Source organism: Streptomyces sp. ADMS, from assembly GCF_033441795.1.
Taxonomy (GTDB): Bacteria; Actinomycetota; Actinomycetes; order Streptomycetales; family Streptomycetaceae; genus Streptomyces.
Genome location: NZ_JAVFVX010000006.1, coordinates 114,985 through 131,102, shown reverse-complemented (window position 1 = coordinate 131,102; position 16,118 = coordinate 114,985). Strand labels below are relative to the sequence as shown.

At 70.9% G+C, this 16,118-nt stretch carries 16 protein-coding genes; 7 read left to right on the top strand and 9 right to left on the bottom strand.

Translation table 11 applies throughout. The features are described 5' to 3' along the window. Positions 1–211: 211 nt before the first annotated feature. Positions 212–715, top strand: coding sequence for a MarR family winged helix-turn-helix transcriptional regulator (locus RB628_RS04645; RefSeq protein ID WP_318318967.1), 504 nt, complete (start codon positions 212–214; stop codon positions 713–715). Positions 716–753: 38 nt separating this feature from the next. On the opposite strand, the gene RB628_RS04640 is transcribed toward RB628_RS04645, so the two are convergent. Beyond that, the gene (locus RB628_RS04640; RefSeq protein ID WP_318318966.1) at positions 754–1,545 is read right to left on the bottom strand and encodes a protein phosphatase 2C domain-containing protein; all 792 of its coding nucleotides are present in this window, start codon (positions 1,543–1,545) and stop codon (positions 754–756) included. A 439-nt stretch (positions 1,546–1,984) separates the two neighbouring features. Here RB628_RS04640 and RB628_RS04635 point away from each other — a divergent pair, with 439 nt between their 5' ends. Genes RB628_RS04635 through RB628_RS04615 form a run of 5 tightly spaced genes read left to right on the top strand, consistent with a single transcriptional unit; the run spans position 1,985 to position 7,750 of the window. Continuing rightward, complete coding sequence (locus tag RB628_RS04635) at positions 1,985–4,870, top strand: nitrate- and nitrite sensing domain-containing protein (RefSeq protein ID WP_412180592.1); 2,886 nt, start codon at positions 1,985–1,987, stop codon at positions 4,868–4,870. After that, positions 4,867–5,421 (top strand): roadblock/LC7 domain-containing protein, encoded by a 555-nt coding sequence (locus RB628_RS04630; RefSeq protein ID WP_318318964.1) that lies wholly within the window; start codon positions 4,867–4,869, stop codon positions 5,419–5,421. Before RB628_RS04635 ends, RB628_RS04630 begins: the two co-directional genes overlap by 4 nt. Beyond that, positions 5,418–5,825: a DUF742 domain-containing protein gene (locus tag RB628_RS04625; RefSeq protein ID WP_318318963.1), complete on the top strand. Its 408-nt coding sequence runs from the start codon at positions 5,418–5,420 to the stop codon at positions 5,823–5,825. Before RB628_RS04630 ends, RB628_RS04625 begins: the two co-directional genes overlap by 4 nt. After that, complete coding sequence (locus tag RB628_RS04620) at positions 5,806–6,471, top strand: ATP/GTP-binding protein (protein ID WP_318318962.1); 666 nt, start codon at positions 5,806–5,808, stop codon at positions 6,469–6,471. The genes RB628_RS04625 and RB628_RS04620 overlap by 20 nt, the downstream gene beginning before the upstream one ends. Positions 6,472–6,496: 25 nt before the next feature. Further along, positions 6,497–7,750, top strand: coding sequence for a styrene monooxygenase/indole monooxygenase family protein (locus tag RB628_RS04615; protein WP_318318961.1), 1,254 nt, complete (start codon positions 6,497–6,499; stop codon positions 7,748–7,750). Here the strand turns inward: RB628_RS04615 and RB628_RS04610 are convergent. The 4 genes from RB628_RS04610 to RB628_RS04595 all read right to left on the bottom strand — a co-directional run bounded on the left by RB628_RS04610 (position 7,723) and on the right by RB628_RS04595 (position 11,207). Beyond that, positions 7,723–8,946, bottom strand: a complete 1,224-nt coding sequence (locus tag RB628_RS04610) for a C40 family peptidase (protein WP_318318960.1) — start codon at positions 8,944–8,946, stop codon at positions 7,723–7,725. The two genes, RB628_RS04615 and RB628_RS04610, sit on opposite strands and share 28 nt — an antisense overlap. Positions 8,947–9,049: 103 nt before the next feature. After that, complete coding sequence (locus tag RB628_RS04605; protein WP_318318959.1) at positions 9,050–9,370, bottom strand: hypothetical protein; 321 nt, start codon at positions 9,368–9,370, stop codon at positions 9,050–9,052. Between the two features lie 37 nt (positions 9,371–9,407). Beyond that, the gene (locus RB628_RS04600) at positions 9,408–10,055 is read right to left on the bottom strand and encodes a TetR/AcrR family transcriptional regulator (RefSeq protein WP_318318958.1); all 648 of its coding nucleotides are present in this window, start codon (positions 10,053–10,055) and stop codon (positions 9,408–9,410) included. Between the two features lie 222 nt (positions 10,056–10,277). After that, positions 10,278–11,207 carry a diiron oxygenase gene (locus RB628_RS04595; protein WP_318318957.1) on the bottom strand — a complete coding sequence of 310 codons (930 nt, stop codon included), beginning with the start codon at positions 11,205–11,207 and terminating at the stop codon, positions 10,278–10,280. A 115-nt stretch (positions 11,208–11,322) separates the two neighbouring features. On the opposite strand from RB628_RS04595, the gene RB628_RS04590 reads away from it, so the two are divergent. After that, a complete protein-coding gene (locus tag RB628_RS04590; RefSeq protein WP_318318956.1) occupies positions 11,323–12,207 on the top strand; it encodes a hypothetical protein in 885 nt (294 codons plus the stop codon). On the opposite strand, the gene RB628_RS04585 is transcribed toward RB628_RS04590, so the two are convergent. The 4 genes from RB628_RS04585 to RB628_RS04570 all read right to left on the bottom strand — a co-directional run. Further along, the gene (locus RB628_RS04585; protein WP_318318955.1) at positions 12,188–12,763 is read right to left on the bottom strand and encodes a DUF3291 domain-containing protein; all 576 of its coding nucleotides are present in this window, start codon (positions 12,761–12,763) and stop codon (positions 12,188–12,190) included. The two genes, RB628_RS04590 and RB628_RS04585, sit on opposite strands and share 20 nt — an antisense overlap. 44 nt (positions 12,764–12,807) lie before the next feature. Beyond that, positions 12,808–14,265, bottom strand: coding sequence for a penicillin-binding transpeptidase domain-containing protein (locus RB628_RS04580; RefSeq protein WP_318318954.1), 1,458 nt, complete (start codon positions 14,263–14,265; stop codon positions 12,808–12,810). 35 nt (positions 14,266–14,300) lie between these two features. Then, positions 14,301–15,719, bottom strand: coding sequence for an FtsW/RodA/SpoVE family cell cycle protein (locus tag RB628_RS04575; protein ID WP_318318953.1), 1,419 nt, complete (start codon positions 15,717–15,719; stop codon positions 14,301–14,303). 65 nt (positions 15,720–15,784) lie between these two features. Further along, the coding region (locus RB628_RS04570) for an SH3 domain-containing protein (protein WP_318318952.1) at positions 15,785–16,118 on the bottom strand (334 nt) is incomplete at its 5' end.

Here is a 16,118-nt window from a genome sequence, read left to right as displayed (position 1 = left end):
GGACGTTGCCGGTCGGTGGAGGCCCGGGTCCCGGAAGGGGCCCGGGCTTTCCCGTAGGGAGATCTCGTGCTGCCGTGGGCATGCCGTGAAGGGCCGGAAGGGGGGTTGGGCGACGCCGACGCTCCCGGCCTGCGAAATACTGTCCGAGCTGCGGCAATGGCGTGTTCGACGGATACATTCAGAGCGGCGAAACCGGATCAGGGGTGCTGACGTGCACGAGGACGGGAACGGCGGGGAAAACCCTGACGGGGAGCGTGCCGGGTCCACCACACCCGGGGGTGGGGTGGAGCGGGAGTTCCTCGCCCTGGAGCGCGAACTGACGGTGTTCCTGCGGCGCGCCCGGGCCAACTCCGGGGAGATGGCCCGCGAGGTCCATCCCGACCTGGAGTCGTCGGCGTACGGCCTGCTGGTGCGGCTCGACGAGTGCGGGCGTCAGCGTGCCACCGAGCTCGCGGCCTACATCGGCGTAGGCAAGGCCACCATGTCCCGCCAGTTGCGCGCCCTGGAGCAGCTGGGCCTCATCGCCCGCGAGCCGGACCCGGCCGACGGACGCGCCTGGCTCGTCCACCTCACGGACGAGGGCCGCGACCGCTTCCGTACCGTGCGGGAGGCCCGACGTGCGCGGTACGTACGGGGGATGGCCGCCTGGGACCGCGCCGAGGTGGCCGAACTCGCCCGGCTGCTGCATCAGCTGAACCTCGGCATGGAGAAGTAGGCCCCCGCCCGCGACCGGCGGCTCATCGCCGCCGGCCTCTACAGCTCCACGTACACCACCGTCGCGTCGTCGTGCGTCTTGGCGCGGCCCAGACGCGGCCGGCCCGCGGCGGCGTCCGCCCGCTCCAGCTCCCGTACGCGGTGCACCAGCGCCCCCGGACCCTCCTTGCGCAGGGCGGTGAGGCAGGCCGTCCAGTCGCCCTCGGTGAACCTCTCCACCCAGCGGGTCGCACCGTCCGTCAGGGCGGCCAGAGCGGACACCTCGGCGCGGGGGAGCGTGCCCGCGACCGCGCGGGACGCCACCGACGGGTCGGCGGCAGCTGTGAAGAAACCGCCCTCCTTGTTGCGTACCGTCGCGTCGGCGATCGCGTCCGTGGCCAGGGAGGAGCGGGGGACGCGGGACAGGCGGTCGTCCAGACGGGCGGTGACCGTGCCGTCCGGGGACTCGGTCAGCAGGGCCGAGTCGGACAGGACCAGATGCTCGACGGTGGCGGGGGACCAGCGTGCGAGAATCACCGTCGCCTGGGGTGTACGGGGGTGAGAAAGGTCACAGGTATGCGCGTGGGCCTCGGCAGTACGAGAGATTGCGGCCGCCAGTACCTCGGTGAGCGGCATATCCCGTTGTGAAACCGACAGTTCGGTCAGTGCGCCGCCGAGCCGGGCCGTGTACCAGGGGACGGAATGCAGACAACCGGTTCCGGTCCTGGGGGGAGTGACCCCGTCCAGGAGGACGAGCGAACCGCCCTGTCCGGAGGCGGGAAGTGCGATCGCTGCGAAGTCCTCATTGGGGCGGGCCGGATCGCCGGGCTCCGTGACGAGTTCAGTGCGCATCCGGCCAGTCTGCACGAGCCCTTCACAAGCTTCTCGACAGGCTGGCAACAGTTGTGGAAACAGCGTGTAGCCGCTGGTCAGACACCTGGTTTGGGAGGGAATGGGCTACTCCGTGCAGACGTCGCGGCAGATAATGTCAAAGCCCGCCGCCCACGTCCAACCGGTCCGCCGGGGGCGGTGGCGGCACAGGCCAGAGGAACTTGCCGCCAACTCCCCGCCGATGTTGACTCCTTGATGTTCACTCCTTTGAGTGGCGGGTCAGGTGACGCGCGCTCCATGCCCACAGGCATGGGAGGGTCGGGAGCCGGACCGTGCCGGAGAACCGGAACCGTACCGGGTGAGCGGCAGGCCAGAACCATCCGGGCGGCCATCCAGTTGACGAATCGTCATCCGGGTGCGGACGCATCGTCACCCGGGCCCATGGGCACACGAGTCAGGAATGCGAGCACCGGTGCAGAAGACGCGGCCTCGGCGCACAGGCAGGCAGACAGCTCCCGCGGGGAGCGCCACCGGTGACGCCCCGACCGATCCCGCGGGCAGGGGACGCCCCGGACACGTCCGCAACCGGCTCATCGTGGCCGTCGCCGTCGTGGCCGCCGCGATCGCCGGGGCCGGAGCCCCCTCCGTCGTCGCCTCCTCCTCCCAGCTCCACGACTCCCAGGATCTGGTGACGCTCGCGGCGCAGACCCAGGACGCCCTGACCCTCGCCCACTCGCTCGCCGACGAACGCGACGAGGTCACCGTCTACATCGCCGCCGGCCGCGCCGAGTCGAAGGCGCCCTCAGACCAGCGCGGCGCCCGCGTCGACCGTCAGGTCGGCGATCTGAGCGCGAACCCCGACATTCCGGCCGCGCTCCGTGAGGACCTCGACGGGATCGCGGCGCTGCGCAGAGCGGCGCTCACCGGGAAGAGCACCGCTCTCCAGGCGCATGAGACGTACTCCGCCGCCATCGCCGGGCTGCACCGCCTCGCCGAGCAACTGGCCGAGCAGCAACCGCCCCGGGCAGGCGCCGGCGCCTACGCCCTCGCCGAGCTCGACTCCGCCGTCCAGCAGGCCGCCGCAGCCCGGGGCCTTCTCCTCGCCGCGCTCAGCGTGCCGACGTCCACCGAGACCGTGTACGACCCGGTCACCGGGCTGTCGTCCGAGGAGACCGTCACCTCGCCGGCGAACACCAGGCAGCGGGGCGAGCTCACCGCCGCCGCACAGCAGGCCCGCCTGCGCTCGGACGCGGCGATCACCGACTTCCGCGAGACGGCCCCGGAGGCAGCCGTCGGCAGCTACGACTCCACGGTCACCGGACCCGAGGTCGACACCGCCGACAAGTACCTCGCCTCGCTCACCGACCAGCCCACGCTGTCCACGAGTGAGCTCGCCACCAGCCTCAGCGGTGTGGACGCGGCCCTCTCCGCCCGCGTCGAGCTGATGCGCGGCGTCGAGTCCTCCCTCTACGACCGTCGCACCAAGGCCCTCATCAAGCTCCGCGACGACGACGTCACCGAGCTGGAGATCCGGATCGCCGCCCTCGGCGCCCTCCTCCTGATCGCCGCGGGTATCGCCACAGCCATGGCCCGCACCCTCACGCGCCCGCTCTCCGTGCTCCGCCGGGGCACCGCCCGGCTGGCCGAGGCCGCCGATCCGCTCGCCGAGGAACCGGTCAGGTTCACCGGCCGCAACGACGAGTTCGCCCAGGTCGTCCGCTCCGTCAACACCCTGCACGCACGCGCCCTCGCCGTCCACGAGCGTATCGCCACCCTGGAGTCCGACCGCAAACACCTGGTCGGCCAGCGGCAGAAGATGGCCGACGCCCGCGAGGAACTGCGCACCGAACTCGCCGATGCCGCCGCCCAGTTGGCGCGCACCCGGGACAGCATCCACGGCACCTTCGTGAACCTCGCGCTGCGCACCCTCGGGCTTGTCGAGCGTCAACTCGCCGTCATCGAGGGCCTGGAGGAGCGCGAGCAGGACCCGGACCGGCTCGCCACCCTCTTCAAGCTCGACCACTTCGCCACCGTCATGCGCCGGCACAGTGAGAACCTCCTCGTCCTCGCCGGCGCCGAACACGGCCACCAGCACGCGGGCCCGGTCCCGCTCGTCGACGTCGTCCGGGCCGCCGTGAGCGAGATCGAGCGGTACGAGCGGGTGCGCATCGCCGCGCTGCCTCCGCACGCGCATCTCGCCGGGTTCGCCGCCGACGACGTCAGCCATCTGCTGGCCGAACTCCTGGAGAACGCCACCTCGTTCACCCCGCCCGACCTCCCGGTGGAGATCTCCGGCTGGCTCCTGGAGAGCGGCGAGATCATGCTCTCCGTCCAGGACGAGGGCATCGGCATGACCGCCGACCGCCTCGTCCGTCTCAACTCCCGCCTCGCCGACCTCGATCCGGACGCCCCGTACGACACGCGCGCCGGCGCCGAGGAGGAGGACGGCGACGGGATCGGGCTCGGGCTGTACGTCGTCGCGCGGCTCGCCCATCGGCACGGTGTGCGCGTGCAGTTGCGGGAGCAGAAGCAGGGCGGTGTCGCGGCGGTCGTCGTACTGCCGAAGGCGCTGCTCGCCCCGGCCCCCGGAGACGTCGTGTCACCGTCGGCCGTCCCGACGCTCGGCGGCACCCCGGTGCTGTCCTTCCCGGGCGCCGACGCCGAGGTCAACTCCAATGTGCTGCAAGGGCGTTCGGAGGCCGAGGAGCCGGGTGAGGAGCCGGGTGAGGTGCCGTCCGTCGCCCCGACCCCGTCCGTCGCCCCGATCCCGGTCGGCGGACCGGACCCGATGATCGCTCTGGCGGAGCGGGCCGTACGGAACGCGGAGGCCGACTCCGAGGCGGAAACGGATGCGCCGGAGCCCGGCCCCGAGCCCCTTCCCGCGTCCGAGATCACCATGGAACTGCTCGTGCCGGGACCCCCGGCCGAGGACATCGCCGAGCCGGCCGTCCCCACGGCTCCCGACACCGACGTACTGCCCGCGACCGCGACCGCGAGTGAAACCGCCGCCCCGGACCCCTACGCCATCGGCCCCGACACGCATGAGCGAGTCCCCGATCGCGTCGCCGACCGCGACCTCGACGAGGAGGAAACGGTCACCGACAAGGGGCTGCCCAAGCGGACCCCGAAGATCACCGAGCCCGCCGCGCCGGTGAAGCCGCGGATCGGATCCGTCGACGCCGAGGCCCTGCGCCGCCGTCTCGGCGGGTTCCACCGGGGTGCGGTCGACGGACGCCGTGACGTGGAGGCGGAGATCGCGGAGCGGACGGGACAGACGGCGCGTACGGCAGAGCCGGCACGCGCCGAAGAAGCCACGGGGGGAACAGTCGAGGAGGCAAGCAGTTGACCGCGCCCAGTACCTTCGGCCTGAGTAGTGAAGCCCGCAACCTGCACTGGCTGCTGACCAATCTCGTCGAGGAGGTGCCGGGACTGACGTCGGTCGCGGTGGTCTCCTCGGACGGGCTGCTCTTGCTCTCGTCCGACCCAGACAGGAACGCGCGGCGCCGGCCCGACCAGCCGACCGGCCCCAAGGGCTCCGCCGCCGACCTCGCCACCATCGTCTCCGGCATCGGCAGCCTCACCATCGGTGCCGCCAAGCTGATGGACTACGGCGCCGTCAAGCAGACCATGGTCGCGATGGAGGACGGCACCCTCTTCGTGATGTCGATCAGCGACGGCTCGCTGCTCGGTGTGCACGGCTCCCCGGACTGCGACATGAGTGTGGTGGCGTACCACATGGCGCTCTTCGTGGGGCGCGCAGGCCATGTCCTGACCCCCGAACTCCGCAGTGAGCTACGGGAGTCGATCGAACGCGGGGCGCCGGACAACGAGCCGGTGACGGTCGGTCCGATGGCGGTCCGGTCCGTGCGGGACCGGTCGGCGGGGGGCACCAAGTGAGTACGCCCGACGCGCCCAGGCTTCCCGTCCGTGGCGGCGACCGCAAACCGGCCCGGGTACGCCCGTACTCGCTGACCGGGGGCCGGACCCGCTTCGGACACGTACTTCTCGTCGAGACGTTCGTCGCCGCGATCGAAGCGGCCGAGGAGCGCAAGGAGCTGGAGAATGGTTCCCTCAGCACCCGGGTCATGCCGGAGCTGCGGGCCATCGTCGAACTGTGCCGCCGGATGCGTACGGTGGCCGAGATCGCCGCGCTGCTGAAGATGCCGCTGGGTGTGGTCCGCGTGCTCCTCAGCGATCTCGCGGACCAGGGAAAGATCCGTGTGTACGGAACCGGTCACGGGCAGGGGCAGCCGGACCGCGCGCTGCTGGAAAGGGTGCTGAGTGGACTCCGTCGTCTCTGACGTCGCCCGTGGTGTCTCCCCCCTCCTTCACATCCAGCCGGAAGGCCGACTTCCGGCGGAGAAAGAGGAGTTGCGACCGTGGCAGGAGGACCGCACCCGGGCGCCGATCGCCACGAAGATCGTGATCGCGGGCGGTTTCGGCGTCGGCAAGACCACCATGGTCGGCACGATCTCGGAGATCGAGCCCCTCCAGACGGAGGCGCTGATGACCGAGGCGAGCGAGGGCACCGACGACCTCACCGAGACCCCGGAAAAGCGCACGACCACCGTGGCCATGGACTACGGCCGCGTCACGCTCGACGACGACCTGGTGCTCTACCTCTTCGGTACGCCGGGCCAGCAGCGGTTCTGGTTCATGTGGGACGACCTGGTGCGCGGTGCGATAGGCGCGGTTGTGCTGGCCGACACCCGGCGGCTGAAGGAGTGCTTCCCGGCGCTCGACTACTTCGAGAGCTGCGGGCTGCCGTACGTCGTGGCCGTCAACCACTTCGACGGCAGCGCCGAGTTCGAGGCGGAGGACGTGCGGGAGGCGCTCACGGTGCCCGCGCACATACCTGTCATGATCATGGATGCGCGTCGCCGTATCCCGGTGATCGAGACCCTGCTCGCCCTGGTGGGCCACGCGCTGGACGTCAGTCCCGAGTAACTGCGACAAGGGGAGACCAGACCGTATGCGGAAGATACTCGTCGTCGGAGCCGGTCAGGCCGGACTCCAGATAGCCCTCGGACTCCAGTCGCACGGGTACGAGGTCACCCTGATGTCCAACCGGACCTCGGACGAGATCCGGTCCGGCCGGGTCATGTCCACGCAGTGCATGTTCCACACCGCCCTCCAGCACGAGCGCGATCTCCAGCTGAACTTCTGGGAGTCCCAGGCCCCGAAGATCGAAGGACTCGGTGTCTCGGTCGCCGCACCCGGTTCGCACGACCCGGGCCCGACCCAGCGCGCGATCGACTGGGTCGGCAAGCTCGACGGCCACGCCCAGTCGGTCGACCAGCGGGTGAAGATGGCCGGCTGGATGGAGACGTTCGCCCAGCGCGGCGGCCAACTGGTCATCCACGGCGCGGCGGTCGGCGACCTCGACTACTTCTCCCGTACGTACGATCTCGTCCTGGTCGCCGCAGGCAAGGGCGAACTGGTGTCGATGTTCGCCCGCGACCCCGAGCGCTCCCCGTACCGCGAGCCGCAGCGCGCGCTGGCCGTCGCCTACGTCCACGGCCTGGGCCCGCGCCCCGAGCACCCGGACATGGACGCGGTCCGCTGCAACCTGGTCCCGGGCGTCGGCGAGCTGTTCGTGATGCCGACGTTCACCACCTCGGGCCGCGCCGACATTCTGTTCTGGGAGGGCATACCCGGCGGCCCGCTGGACGTCTTCAACGGCGTCCGCGACCCGGCGGAACACCTCTCCCTGACCCTGGAACTCATGGAGCGGTTCACGCCGTGGGAGTACGCGCGGGCCACCAAGGCCGAACTCACCGACGCGGGCGGCACCTTGGCCGGCCGCTACGCCCCCACCGTCCGTAACCCGGTCGGCCGCCTCCCCGGCGGCGGCCTGGTCCTCGGCGTGGCCGACGTGGTCGTGGCGAACGACCCGATCACCGGTCAGGGCTCCAACTCGGCCTCGAAATGCGCGGCTTCGTATCTCGCCTCGATCCTCGAACAGGGTGAGAAGGAGTTCGACGAGACCTGGATGCGGGCGACCTTCGACCGCTACTGGGACACCGCCCAGCACGTCACCAAGTGGACCAACGCGATGCTCGGCCCGCCGCCGGAACACATCATCAACCTCCTTGGCGCGGCAGGCCAGTTGCCCCCGGTCGCCGACCGCTTCGCCAACGCCTTCAACGACCCGTCGGACTTCGAGGACTTCTTCTACGAGCCCGAGAAGACGGCCGCTTACCTGGGTTCGGTGACCGGCGCGTAGTCACCCGGCTCTGCGGGCTCTGCGGGCTCTGCGGGCTCCGTGGCGAGGGCGTAGCCCTCGTCCGAGCCCGCCGTGGCGTCGGCGGGGAGCTTCGGCGGCGTGTACCGCCGCAGGGGCTCCCCGTCCGGGTCCGGCCGTACCGCGCCCAGCACCGGGTTGGCCGCGAGCGGAGACACCTTCACCTTCGCGCCCGGCCGCGGCGCCTGTACGACCATCCCGTCCCCGAGATACAGGGCGACATGTGTCGCCTCGGGGAAGTAGACCACCAGGTCACCGGGGCGCAGCTCGGCCAGCGGGATGTGCGGCAGCCGCGCCCACTGCTCCTGGCTGGTCCGGGGGATGGGCCGGCCCGCCGCCTCCCAGGCCTGCGAGGTCAGCCCCGAACAGTCGAACGACGCCGGCCCCTCGGCACCCCACTCGTACGGCTTCCCGAGCTGAGCCACGGCCTGACGCACCGCCCGCTCACCCTCCTCGGACGGCGTCCGGTGGGCGCTGAGGGCGCCGGAGGCGACGAACTCCCGCTGTTCCGCGGTCACTTCGCCGCGCTCCAGCTCGGCCAGCTCGGCGAGTTGTTCGGTGCTCAGTGAGGCGAGCAGCTCCTCGACCTCCCTGAGCCGCTCCCGTACGTCGTCCCGGTCCCGCTTCTGCCTTTCGGCGAGGGTGAGTTGCTCGTCCAGGGCGGCACGGGCCGCGCGTGCGAGACCGCCGGTGCGCCGCTCGCCGCCGGCCAGGCGGTCCACCGTTTCGGACCGCTCCAGGGCCAACTGCCGGATCACATGCCCCTGTTCGAGCGCGTGCTGCGGATCGCGGGCCAGCAGCAGCTGTACGTACGGGGAGATGTCGGTGCTGCTCTGGTACTGCTGCCGGGCGAGCCGGCCGAGGGCGCCGCGCCGCTCGTGCAGGGAGAGCCGGGCGCGCACCAGCCGGCTGTCCAGGCGTCGTACCTCGGCGCGCTGCCGCTTCAGCCGTTCGGCGGTGGCGTCGTAGGTCTCGGTGGCCTGCTCGGCCTCGCGGTACAGCTGCTGAAGCTCCGTCAGGAGAGCTGCGACGGACGGCTCTTCCTCCGTGGAGGGCTCGCCGGAGGACTGGGTTGCCGAGGGGCTCGGGTCCGGTACGGCCAGTGCGGGGACGGGTGCGAGGAGTGTGCCGGCCGCCATCGCCGCCGTGCAGACCAGACGCAGAAGCCTTCCTGACACGTCATCACCTCCGGTGCGGAGCAGCCCTTCCACTCCGCACCGCGAGCTTGTGACGCGGGGGCGAGGTCCGCGCGGCGAGCGTGCGCGGTTCGGCCCAACCCCGTCACCCGTCGGTGTCGTCCGGCTTGCCCTGCGGCGTGGCGCCTGGTGCCGTGGCCGGTTTGGACCACGGCCAGCGCAGCCCACCCTCGCCGGCCCTGTCGCCCTCGGGGTCGTACGTGTACTTCCAGCCAGGGTGCAGGCCGAGCTTTCCCGGCCGGCCACTGGGCACGCGCCGGTAGACCAGCACGGTAGGCGGGCCGCCTGCCGCGTCCGGCACCGGGACCTTGTACGTCTTGGGCGGGTGCCCGGTCGGCCCGAGCAGGATGGGCAGCACACGGCCGTCCAGGGGGCCGCCCTCGAAGGCGGTGTCTTGGCTCTTCACGGGACCAGTTTCCGGTATCGGGGGAGCGGGGCCGGGGTCAGGTGTGCGTGCCCAGCGCGTCGCGCACCACCGCCGCGGTCTGCGGGTCGCGGCCGGCGGTCACCGTGAGCACCGCCGTGAACTGTTCCACCAGCCAGTCCCGCAGCTCCCCGACCGGCGGCTCCTTCTCCTCGTCCAGCCAGATCAGCGAGGCCGCCTCGACCGCGGTGATCCACATCCGTACGGTCATCCGCAGCCGGGGGCCGGGTTCCGCGACCCCGAGATGGCTGAGGATGTGCTCGGCGGCGGTACGGCGGACCCGGTCCACTGTCGCCGTCGTACGGGACGTCTCGACGACGCTGCCGCCCTGGAGGAGGGCGCTGAATCCGGCGTCGTGCTCGTCGACGAAGGTGAGGTAGCGGTCGAGGGCGCGGGAGAGACGCTGGGGGAGCGGGCCCTCAGGGGGTTCGTCGAAGCAGAGTTCGAGTTCCTCGGCGGCGGAGCGCAGCGCGGCCTCGTACAGCTGCTGCTTGCCGCCGGGGAAGTACCGGTACACGAGGGGGCGGGAGACCCCGGCCGCCTCGGCCACGTCGTCCAGGGAGACGTCCTCCGGGGGGCGGTGGGCGAAGAGGGTGAGGGCGGCTTCCAGCAGTTGGTGTCTCCGTTCCTCGACGCCGAGTCGTCGGTATGCGGGGGTGGGGGTCATGGGGGCAGCGTAATCGGGTGCCGCAGGTGAGATGGGGCGCCCTGTGCCGGTGCGGTCCTCGCTGGGGGCTGCCGCCTCAGACCCCCGCTTCGGCCTGAACGGCTTCGTCCTCAAGCTCCCCGGAGGGGCAACCAGACCCCCGACGGGCCGAGATTGCCGGGACCAACGCCAGAAGTGGCCGCCCGCTCAGCACCCGGGAAAGGAGCCCCCCCGTCCCGACGGCTACGCCAGCAACCCCGACGACCTCCACAACCTCCGCCCCACCCCCCGCAACACCCCGATGTCGTCCAGGAAGTCCGTAAGACGCCGTGCCCCCGTCTGCATCACATCCCTTCTGTGCCCGCTGGCCCTCACCTGTGCCACCGCCTCCGCCGTGTTCAGGCCGACGTTCGCGTAGACGTCCGGGTTGACGAAGGCCACCGAGAACACGCGGGCGAACTCACCGGACGAGACACGGGTGAACTCCTGGGACCACCTCGGGGCCGTCACCATCTGGCGGCGGAGTTCCTCGCGGGCGTAGCGGACGTGGCGGGCCTCCTCCACCACATGGATTCTCGTCACGCCCCGGATCAGCGGCTGGACGCGCTCGTCCGGGAACGTCAGGCGCTGCATCCAGTCGAGGACCTCCTCGCCGAGCAGGGTCGCGGTGAAGGAACCGGGGGTGGTGGACACCGTCTTGAAGAACCGGCCCAGGTTCTGGTGCAGTCGGCTGACCGGGTAGTACGGGGTGCCGCTACGGCTGATCAGCCGGGCGAACATCTTCGAGTGGCGGCACTCGTCCTCGATCTCCGTCAGGGCGTAGCGGACGTGCGCGCTCGTCGCCGCCTTGTCGTAGATGTGTCGTACGAGGAGCTGCATCAGGATGATCTCGAACCAGATGCCGAGCGAGGCGAGCGCCGCCGCCTCGTGCCGGGAGAGCAGGATGCGCTGCTCCTCGCTCATCCGCTTCCACATGGGCGTGCCGTAAAGGGACACCAGCTCGGGCGGCCAGAACCACTTGCCGTCCTCGAAGGGTGCGTCCCAGTCCAGTTCCTTGTCCGGGTCGAAGGAGTGCTTGGCGGACGCGTCGAGCAGCCGTTCGGCCACTTGTTCCCGGTCCTTGAGCGCTCCGAGTGCGTCGCGGAGTATCTCGGCTTCCGTCACTGTCGTCACACTCTTATGAGACCGCTTGTCAGCAAGTCGGTCAATCCCCTGGGAGCTACGCGTAGCCCCGAGCGTGGCCTTATGCGGGGCTTACGAAGTCACCCAAGTGCAGTAGCGTGCTGGCGTGTCCACGACTCCGCCGCCCCAGCCGCCCGACAACCCCGACGGCCCGCCCCAGGTTCCGGGGCCCTACGGCCGGCAGCCGTCCCCGCCGCCGCCGTATCAGGGTCCGCCTCCGGGGCCGTACCAGTCCCCGGGCCCGCACGACCAGAGCCCCTACGGGCAGCAGCCGCCCCAATTCCCCTACGGGCAGCCCTATGGCGCGCCCGCCCCCGCCCCCTGGGGTGCGCCGATGGCGCCGCCGCCCAGGAAGAGCCGCCTCGGGCTGGTCCTCGGCATCGTCGGTGGTGTCGTCGTGCTGGCCGTGGCGGGTGTGGCCGCGCTCTACTGGATCGGGACGGAGTCCGACAGTGGCTTTCCCGATGCCGAGTACGAACTGACGCTGCCGCAGAAGGTGCTCGACGAGAAGTACGAGCTCGCCGGTGACCTCTCCGGCTCCGAGGGGCAGGCCATCGAGAAGGAGGCCGACGGTGCCTGGGACGCCCGGGACACCAAGGCCGTGGTCGGTCAGTACAGCCTCGGCGGCGACCAGGCGCAGGGCACGCTGGTGATCTCCGGAATGTACGGACGGTTCAAGAACACCGACCTCGCCCGCGACAACATGATGGAGGGCACGGCCGGCGGCGACGGGGCCGAGGTCGCCGTGAAGCCCAAGGACTTCAAGCCGGCCGGTTCCGACGTCACCGTCACCTGCGAGGTGCTCGTCCAGACCCAGCTCGGTACGGAGATCACCATTCCCGTCTGCGGCTGGGTGGACGGCAACACCGGGGCCTCGGTCGCCGAGATCACCGCCGACTCCGTCACGAAGAAGCCCGCGGAGGTGGATCTGGCGGCGGCAGCCGAGACCGCCGTCAAGATCCGCGGCGAGATCAGGAAGCCGATCGGCTGACCGACTCCGTCACCGGGCCCGGTACGGGGTTCGGTACGACGTTCGGCACGGGGTTCGGCACGGGGTTCGGCACGGGGTTCGGCACGGGGTTCGCGGGGCCGGGCGGGAACGGCGTACGCAGGGTGAACGCGTACTCCGTCGGTCCGTGCGCACGCAGATGGAGGAGGCGGGTCTCCGCCTCCTCCACCGTCGGCCGGTGTCCCGCCGGCACCCACCACAGGGTCGTGACCGCCTCTTCCAGCCGCTCGAAGAACTCCCGGCGACGCGCCAGCAACTCCCGGTGCTGCCCCTGGTACATGAACGCCGTGAGGGCGTTGGTGTCCCGCCACACCGACATGTTGACCAGGATCCACTCGTCGCCGAAGAAGCGGATGTCCGTCGCGTCGCCCGCCTCTCCCTGCAGCCTCCAGACGAATCCGTCCGAGGCGTCGGCGACGGCGTTGACCGGGTCCAGTCCGTCGGCGAACGGCTTCAGCCGAAGTGAATCCAGAGGGGCTGCGAGGCGACCGATATTGACCTGGGCGAGTTCGTACGCGGCTGCGGATGATGGCGTCATGGCCGCACGGTAGGTCGGGGGTCCGGCCCCCGCACCCCCTTTTCTCATCTGCTGAGCACCGCCTTCATCACCGCCCGCGCGATCGGCGCCGCCACCCCGCCCCCGCTGATGTCCGTCCGGTCGGCGGAGGCGTCCTCGACCACCACCGCCACGGCCACCGTCGGTTCGACGTCCCGTTCGCCCTGCGCCCAGGAGACGAACCAGGCGTACGGCGTACCGGAGTTGCCGATGCCGTGCTGGGCGGTGCCGGTCTTCCCGCCGACCGTGGCGCCCGGGATCGCCGCGTTCCCGCCGGTGCCCCGCTCCACGACGTCCCGCATCAGCTCGCGCATCCGTACAGCGGTCGACGGCTGCATCGCCCGATGCCGGGGCCGTACCCCCGAGGTGGCAACTGTCGTGCCGTGCACGTTGGTTGTCCGCTCCACCAGGTAAGGGGAAGGTACCTGGCCGCCGTTGGCGACGGCCGCCGCGACCATCGCCATCTGCAACGGCGTGGCCCGCGTGTTGTACTGGCCGATCGCGGACAGCGCCAGCTGAGCCTTGTCGACGCGTGTGTCGAAGGTGCTCGGCGCGACCGAGAAGGGGATGTGCAGGCCCGCGCCGTTGAAGCCGAAGCCGTCCGCCGTGGCCGCCAGGTCGGCGACGCCCAGGTCCACCCCCAGCTTGGCGAAGACCGTGTTGCACGACCAGGTGAACGCGGCCCGCAGCGAGACGTCCGCACACCCGTCGCCCTCGTTCGTCAGCACCGTGGACGTACCGGGGAGACGGTACGGGTCGGGGGACCGGGTCGGCTCGTCCAGATCGGTGACCACCCCCGCGTCGAGGGCGGCCGCCGCCGTGACCACCTTGAACGTCGAACCCGGCGGATACGTCTGCCGCACCGCCCGGTTGAGCATCGGCTTGTCCGGATCGCCGTTCAGCTGCCGCCAACTCCGTTCCACGGAACGCCCGTTGCCGGACAGGGCGGCGGGATCGTACGACGGTGCCGAGACCAGGGCGAGGATGCGCCCGGTCGACGGCTCCACGGCTGCCACCGCGCCCTTGCGCCCGCCGAGACCACCGTAAGCGGCCTGCTGGGCAGCCGGGTTGATGGTGGTCACCACCGCACCGCCGGGATTCTGCGCGCGCGTCACGTCGTTCCACGGGGGGAACGGTGAGAGCAGCGGATCGGTACCCGACAGGATGCCGTCCTCCGCGTGCTCCAGGAACGTCGTGCCGTACACCTGCGAGGCGAAGCCGGTGACGGGGGCGTACAGCGGGCCGTTCTTGTACGTCCGTTCGTAGCGGAGCTGCTCCCCTGTGTCCGTGGACCCGGTGACCGGCCGGTCACCGACCAGGATGGCGCCGCGCGGCTGGCCGAAACGGGCGATCACCTGGCGGCGGTTGGCCGGGTTGTCGTCGTAGCGCTCGGCCTGGACGACCTGGACGCGGGTGATGTTGACGAGGAGGGCGAGGAGCAGCAGGGCGCAGAAGAGGGCTGCGTGCTTGATGCAGCGCGTCATCTGCCGTGGTTTTCTGGCCCGTTCCGGTTGTCTCGTCATGGGGTGGGCTGCCCGTCGTCGTGCGTGTACTGGCGGCGGGCCGAGTCGCTGATCCGGATCAGCAGCGCCACGATGACCCAGTTGGTGACGACGGACGAGCCTCCCTGGGCCAGGAACGGCATCGCCATACCGGTGAGCGGGATGAGGCCCGACACCCCGCCCGCGATGACGAACACCTGGAGCGCCACGATCGAGGCGAGGCCGACGGCGAGCAGGCGGCCGAAGGGGTCGCGCAGCGAGAGGCCGGCCCGGTAGCCGCGCTCCACCAGCAGGGCGTACAGGATGACGATCGCGGAGAGGCCGGCCAGGCCCAGTTCCTCGCCCGCCGTCGCCAGGATGAAGTCCGACTTGGCCGCGAAGCCGATCAGGATCGAGTGGCCCAGGCCCAGACCGGTGCCGAGGATGCCGCCCGCCGCGAACGCGAACAGCGACTGGGAGAGCTGGTTGGGGCCCTCGCCGGCCTCGATCGTCGCGAAGGGGTGCAGCCAGTCCTCGACGCGGCTGTGCACGTGCGGTTCGAGGCTGCCGACGGCGAAGGCGCCCAGCGCGGCCAGCAGCAGGCCGACCGCGATCCAGCCGGTGCGGCCCGTGGCGACGTACAGGAGGACCACGAAGAGGCCGAAGAAGAGGAGCGAGGTGCCCAGGTCGCGCTCCAGGATCAGTACGACGACGCTGATCAGCCAGATCGCGACGATCGGGCCGAGGACGCGCCCGGTGGGGAGCTGGAGACGGCTCAGCCGCCAGATCTGGCGGCCGGTGTACGCGAGCGCGCCCCGGTTGGCGGCGAGGTACGCGGCGAAGAAGACCGCGAGCAGCACCTTCGCGAACTCGCCCGGCTGGAAGGAGAATCCGGCGATCCGGATCCAGATGCGGGCCCCGTTCACCGACGGGAAGAAGATCGGGAGGATGAGCAGGACGAGGGCGGCGGCCACACAGACGTACGCGTAGCGCTGGAGGACACGGTGGTCGCGCAGCAGGACGACGACCACGATGAACAGCGTCACGCCGACCGTGGACCAGACGAGCTGGGCGGGGGCGGCCCGGTGCCCCGGCGTCTCCAGGTCGAGCCGGTAGATGAGCACCAGGCCGAGGCCGTTGAGCAGCACGCCGATGGGGAGCAGGAGCGGGTCGGCGCAGGGTGCGCGCCGGCGCACCGCGAGATGGGCGAGGAGCGCGAGTACGCCGAGCCCGGCGCCGTAGCCGGCGGCGCCGGGCGGGACGGTGCCGTTCTTCGCGAGGCCCACATCGCAGTAGCCGTACACGGAGAGGAGGACGGCGACGACGATCAGGGCGAGCTCGACGCCACGGCGCCTGGGGACGCGTGGGGCGGGAGCGGAGGGATCGGCGGGCTCCGAGAGCCAGGGCTTCGGGGATTCCTCGTACTCCGCCGCCACGGTGGTTCCGGGCTTCGTCATGTCCGGAACCTACCCAAACTTCATGAAATTTTATGCGATGTGACCTGTGACCTCTGTGTGCCGGGTCAGCAGAAGCGCGGCGCGGCGCCGATGTTGTCGATGTAGCGGGCGGCACCCCAGGCCCAGGTGCCGTCCGTGAGGAGGTACCAGAGCGAGTTGCCGTCGACGTTCTCGCCGCCGACCTTGCAGAAGATGTTGACGATCGTGCCCTTCGGGACGACCCGGATGATCGCGCTGCCGCGGTTCGGCGCGCTGCGCAGCCGCAGTCCGCCGTTGGCGGTGACGATCCCCTGGTAGGGCCCGACCTTGGGGCTGGTGTTGTTGTGCTGGCCCCAGTTGTTGCTGTTGTTCCCCTGGTTCCAGTTGCCGCCGTTCTGATGGCCCCCGTCGTTGTTGTCG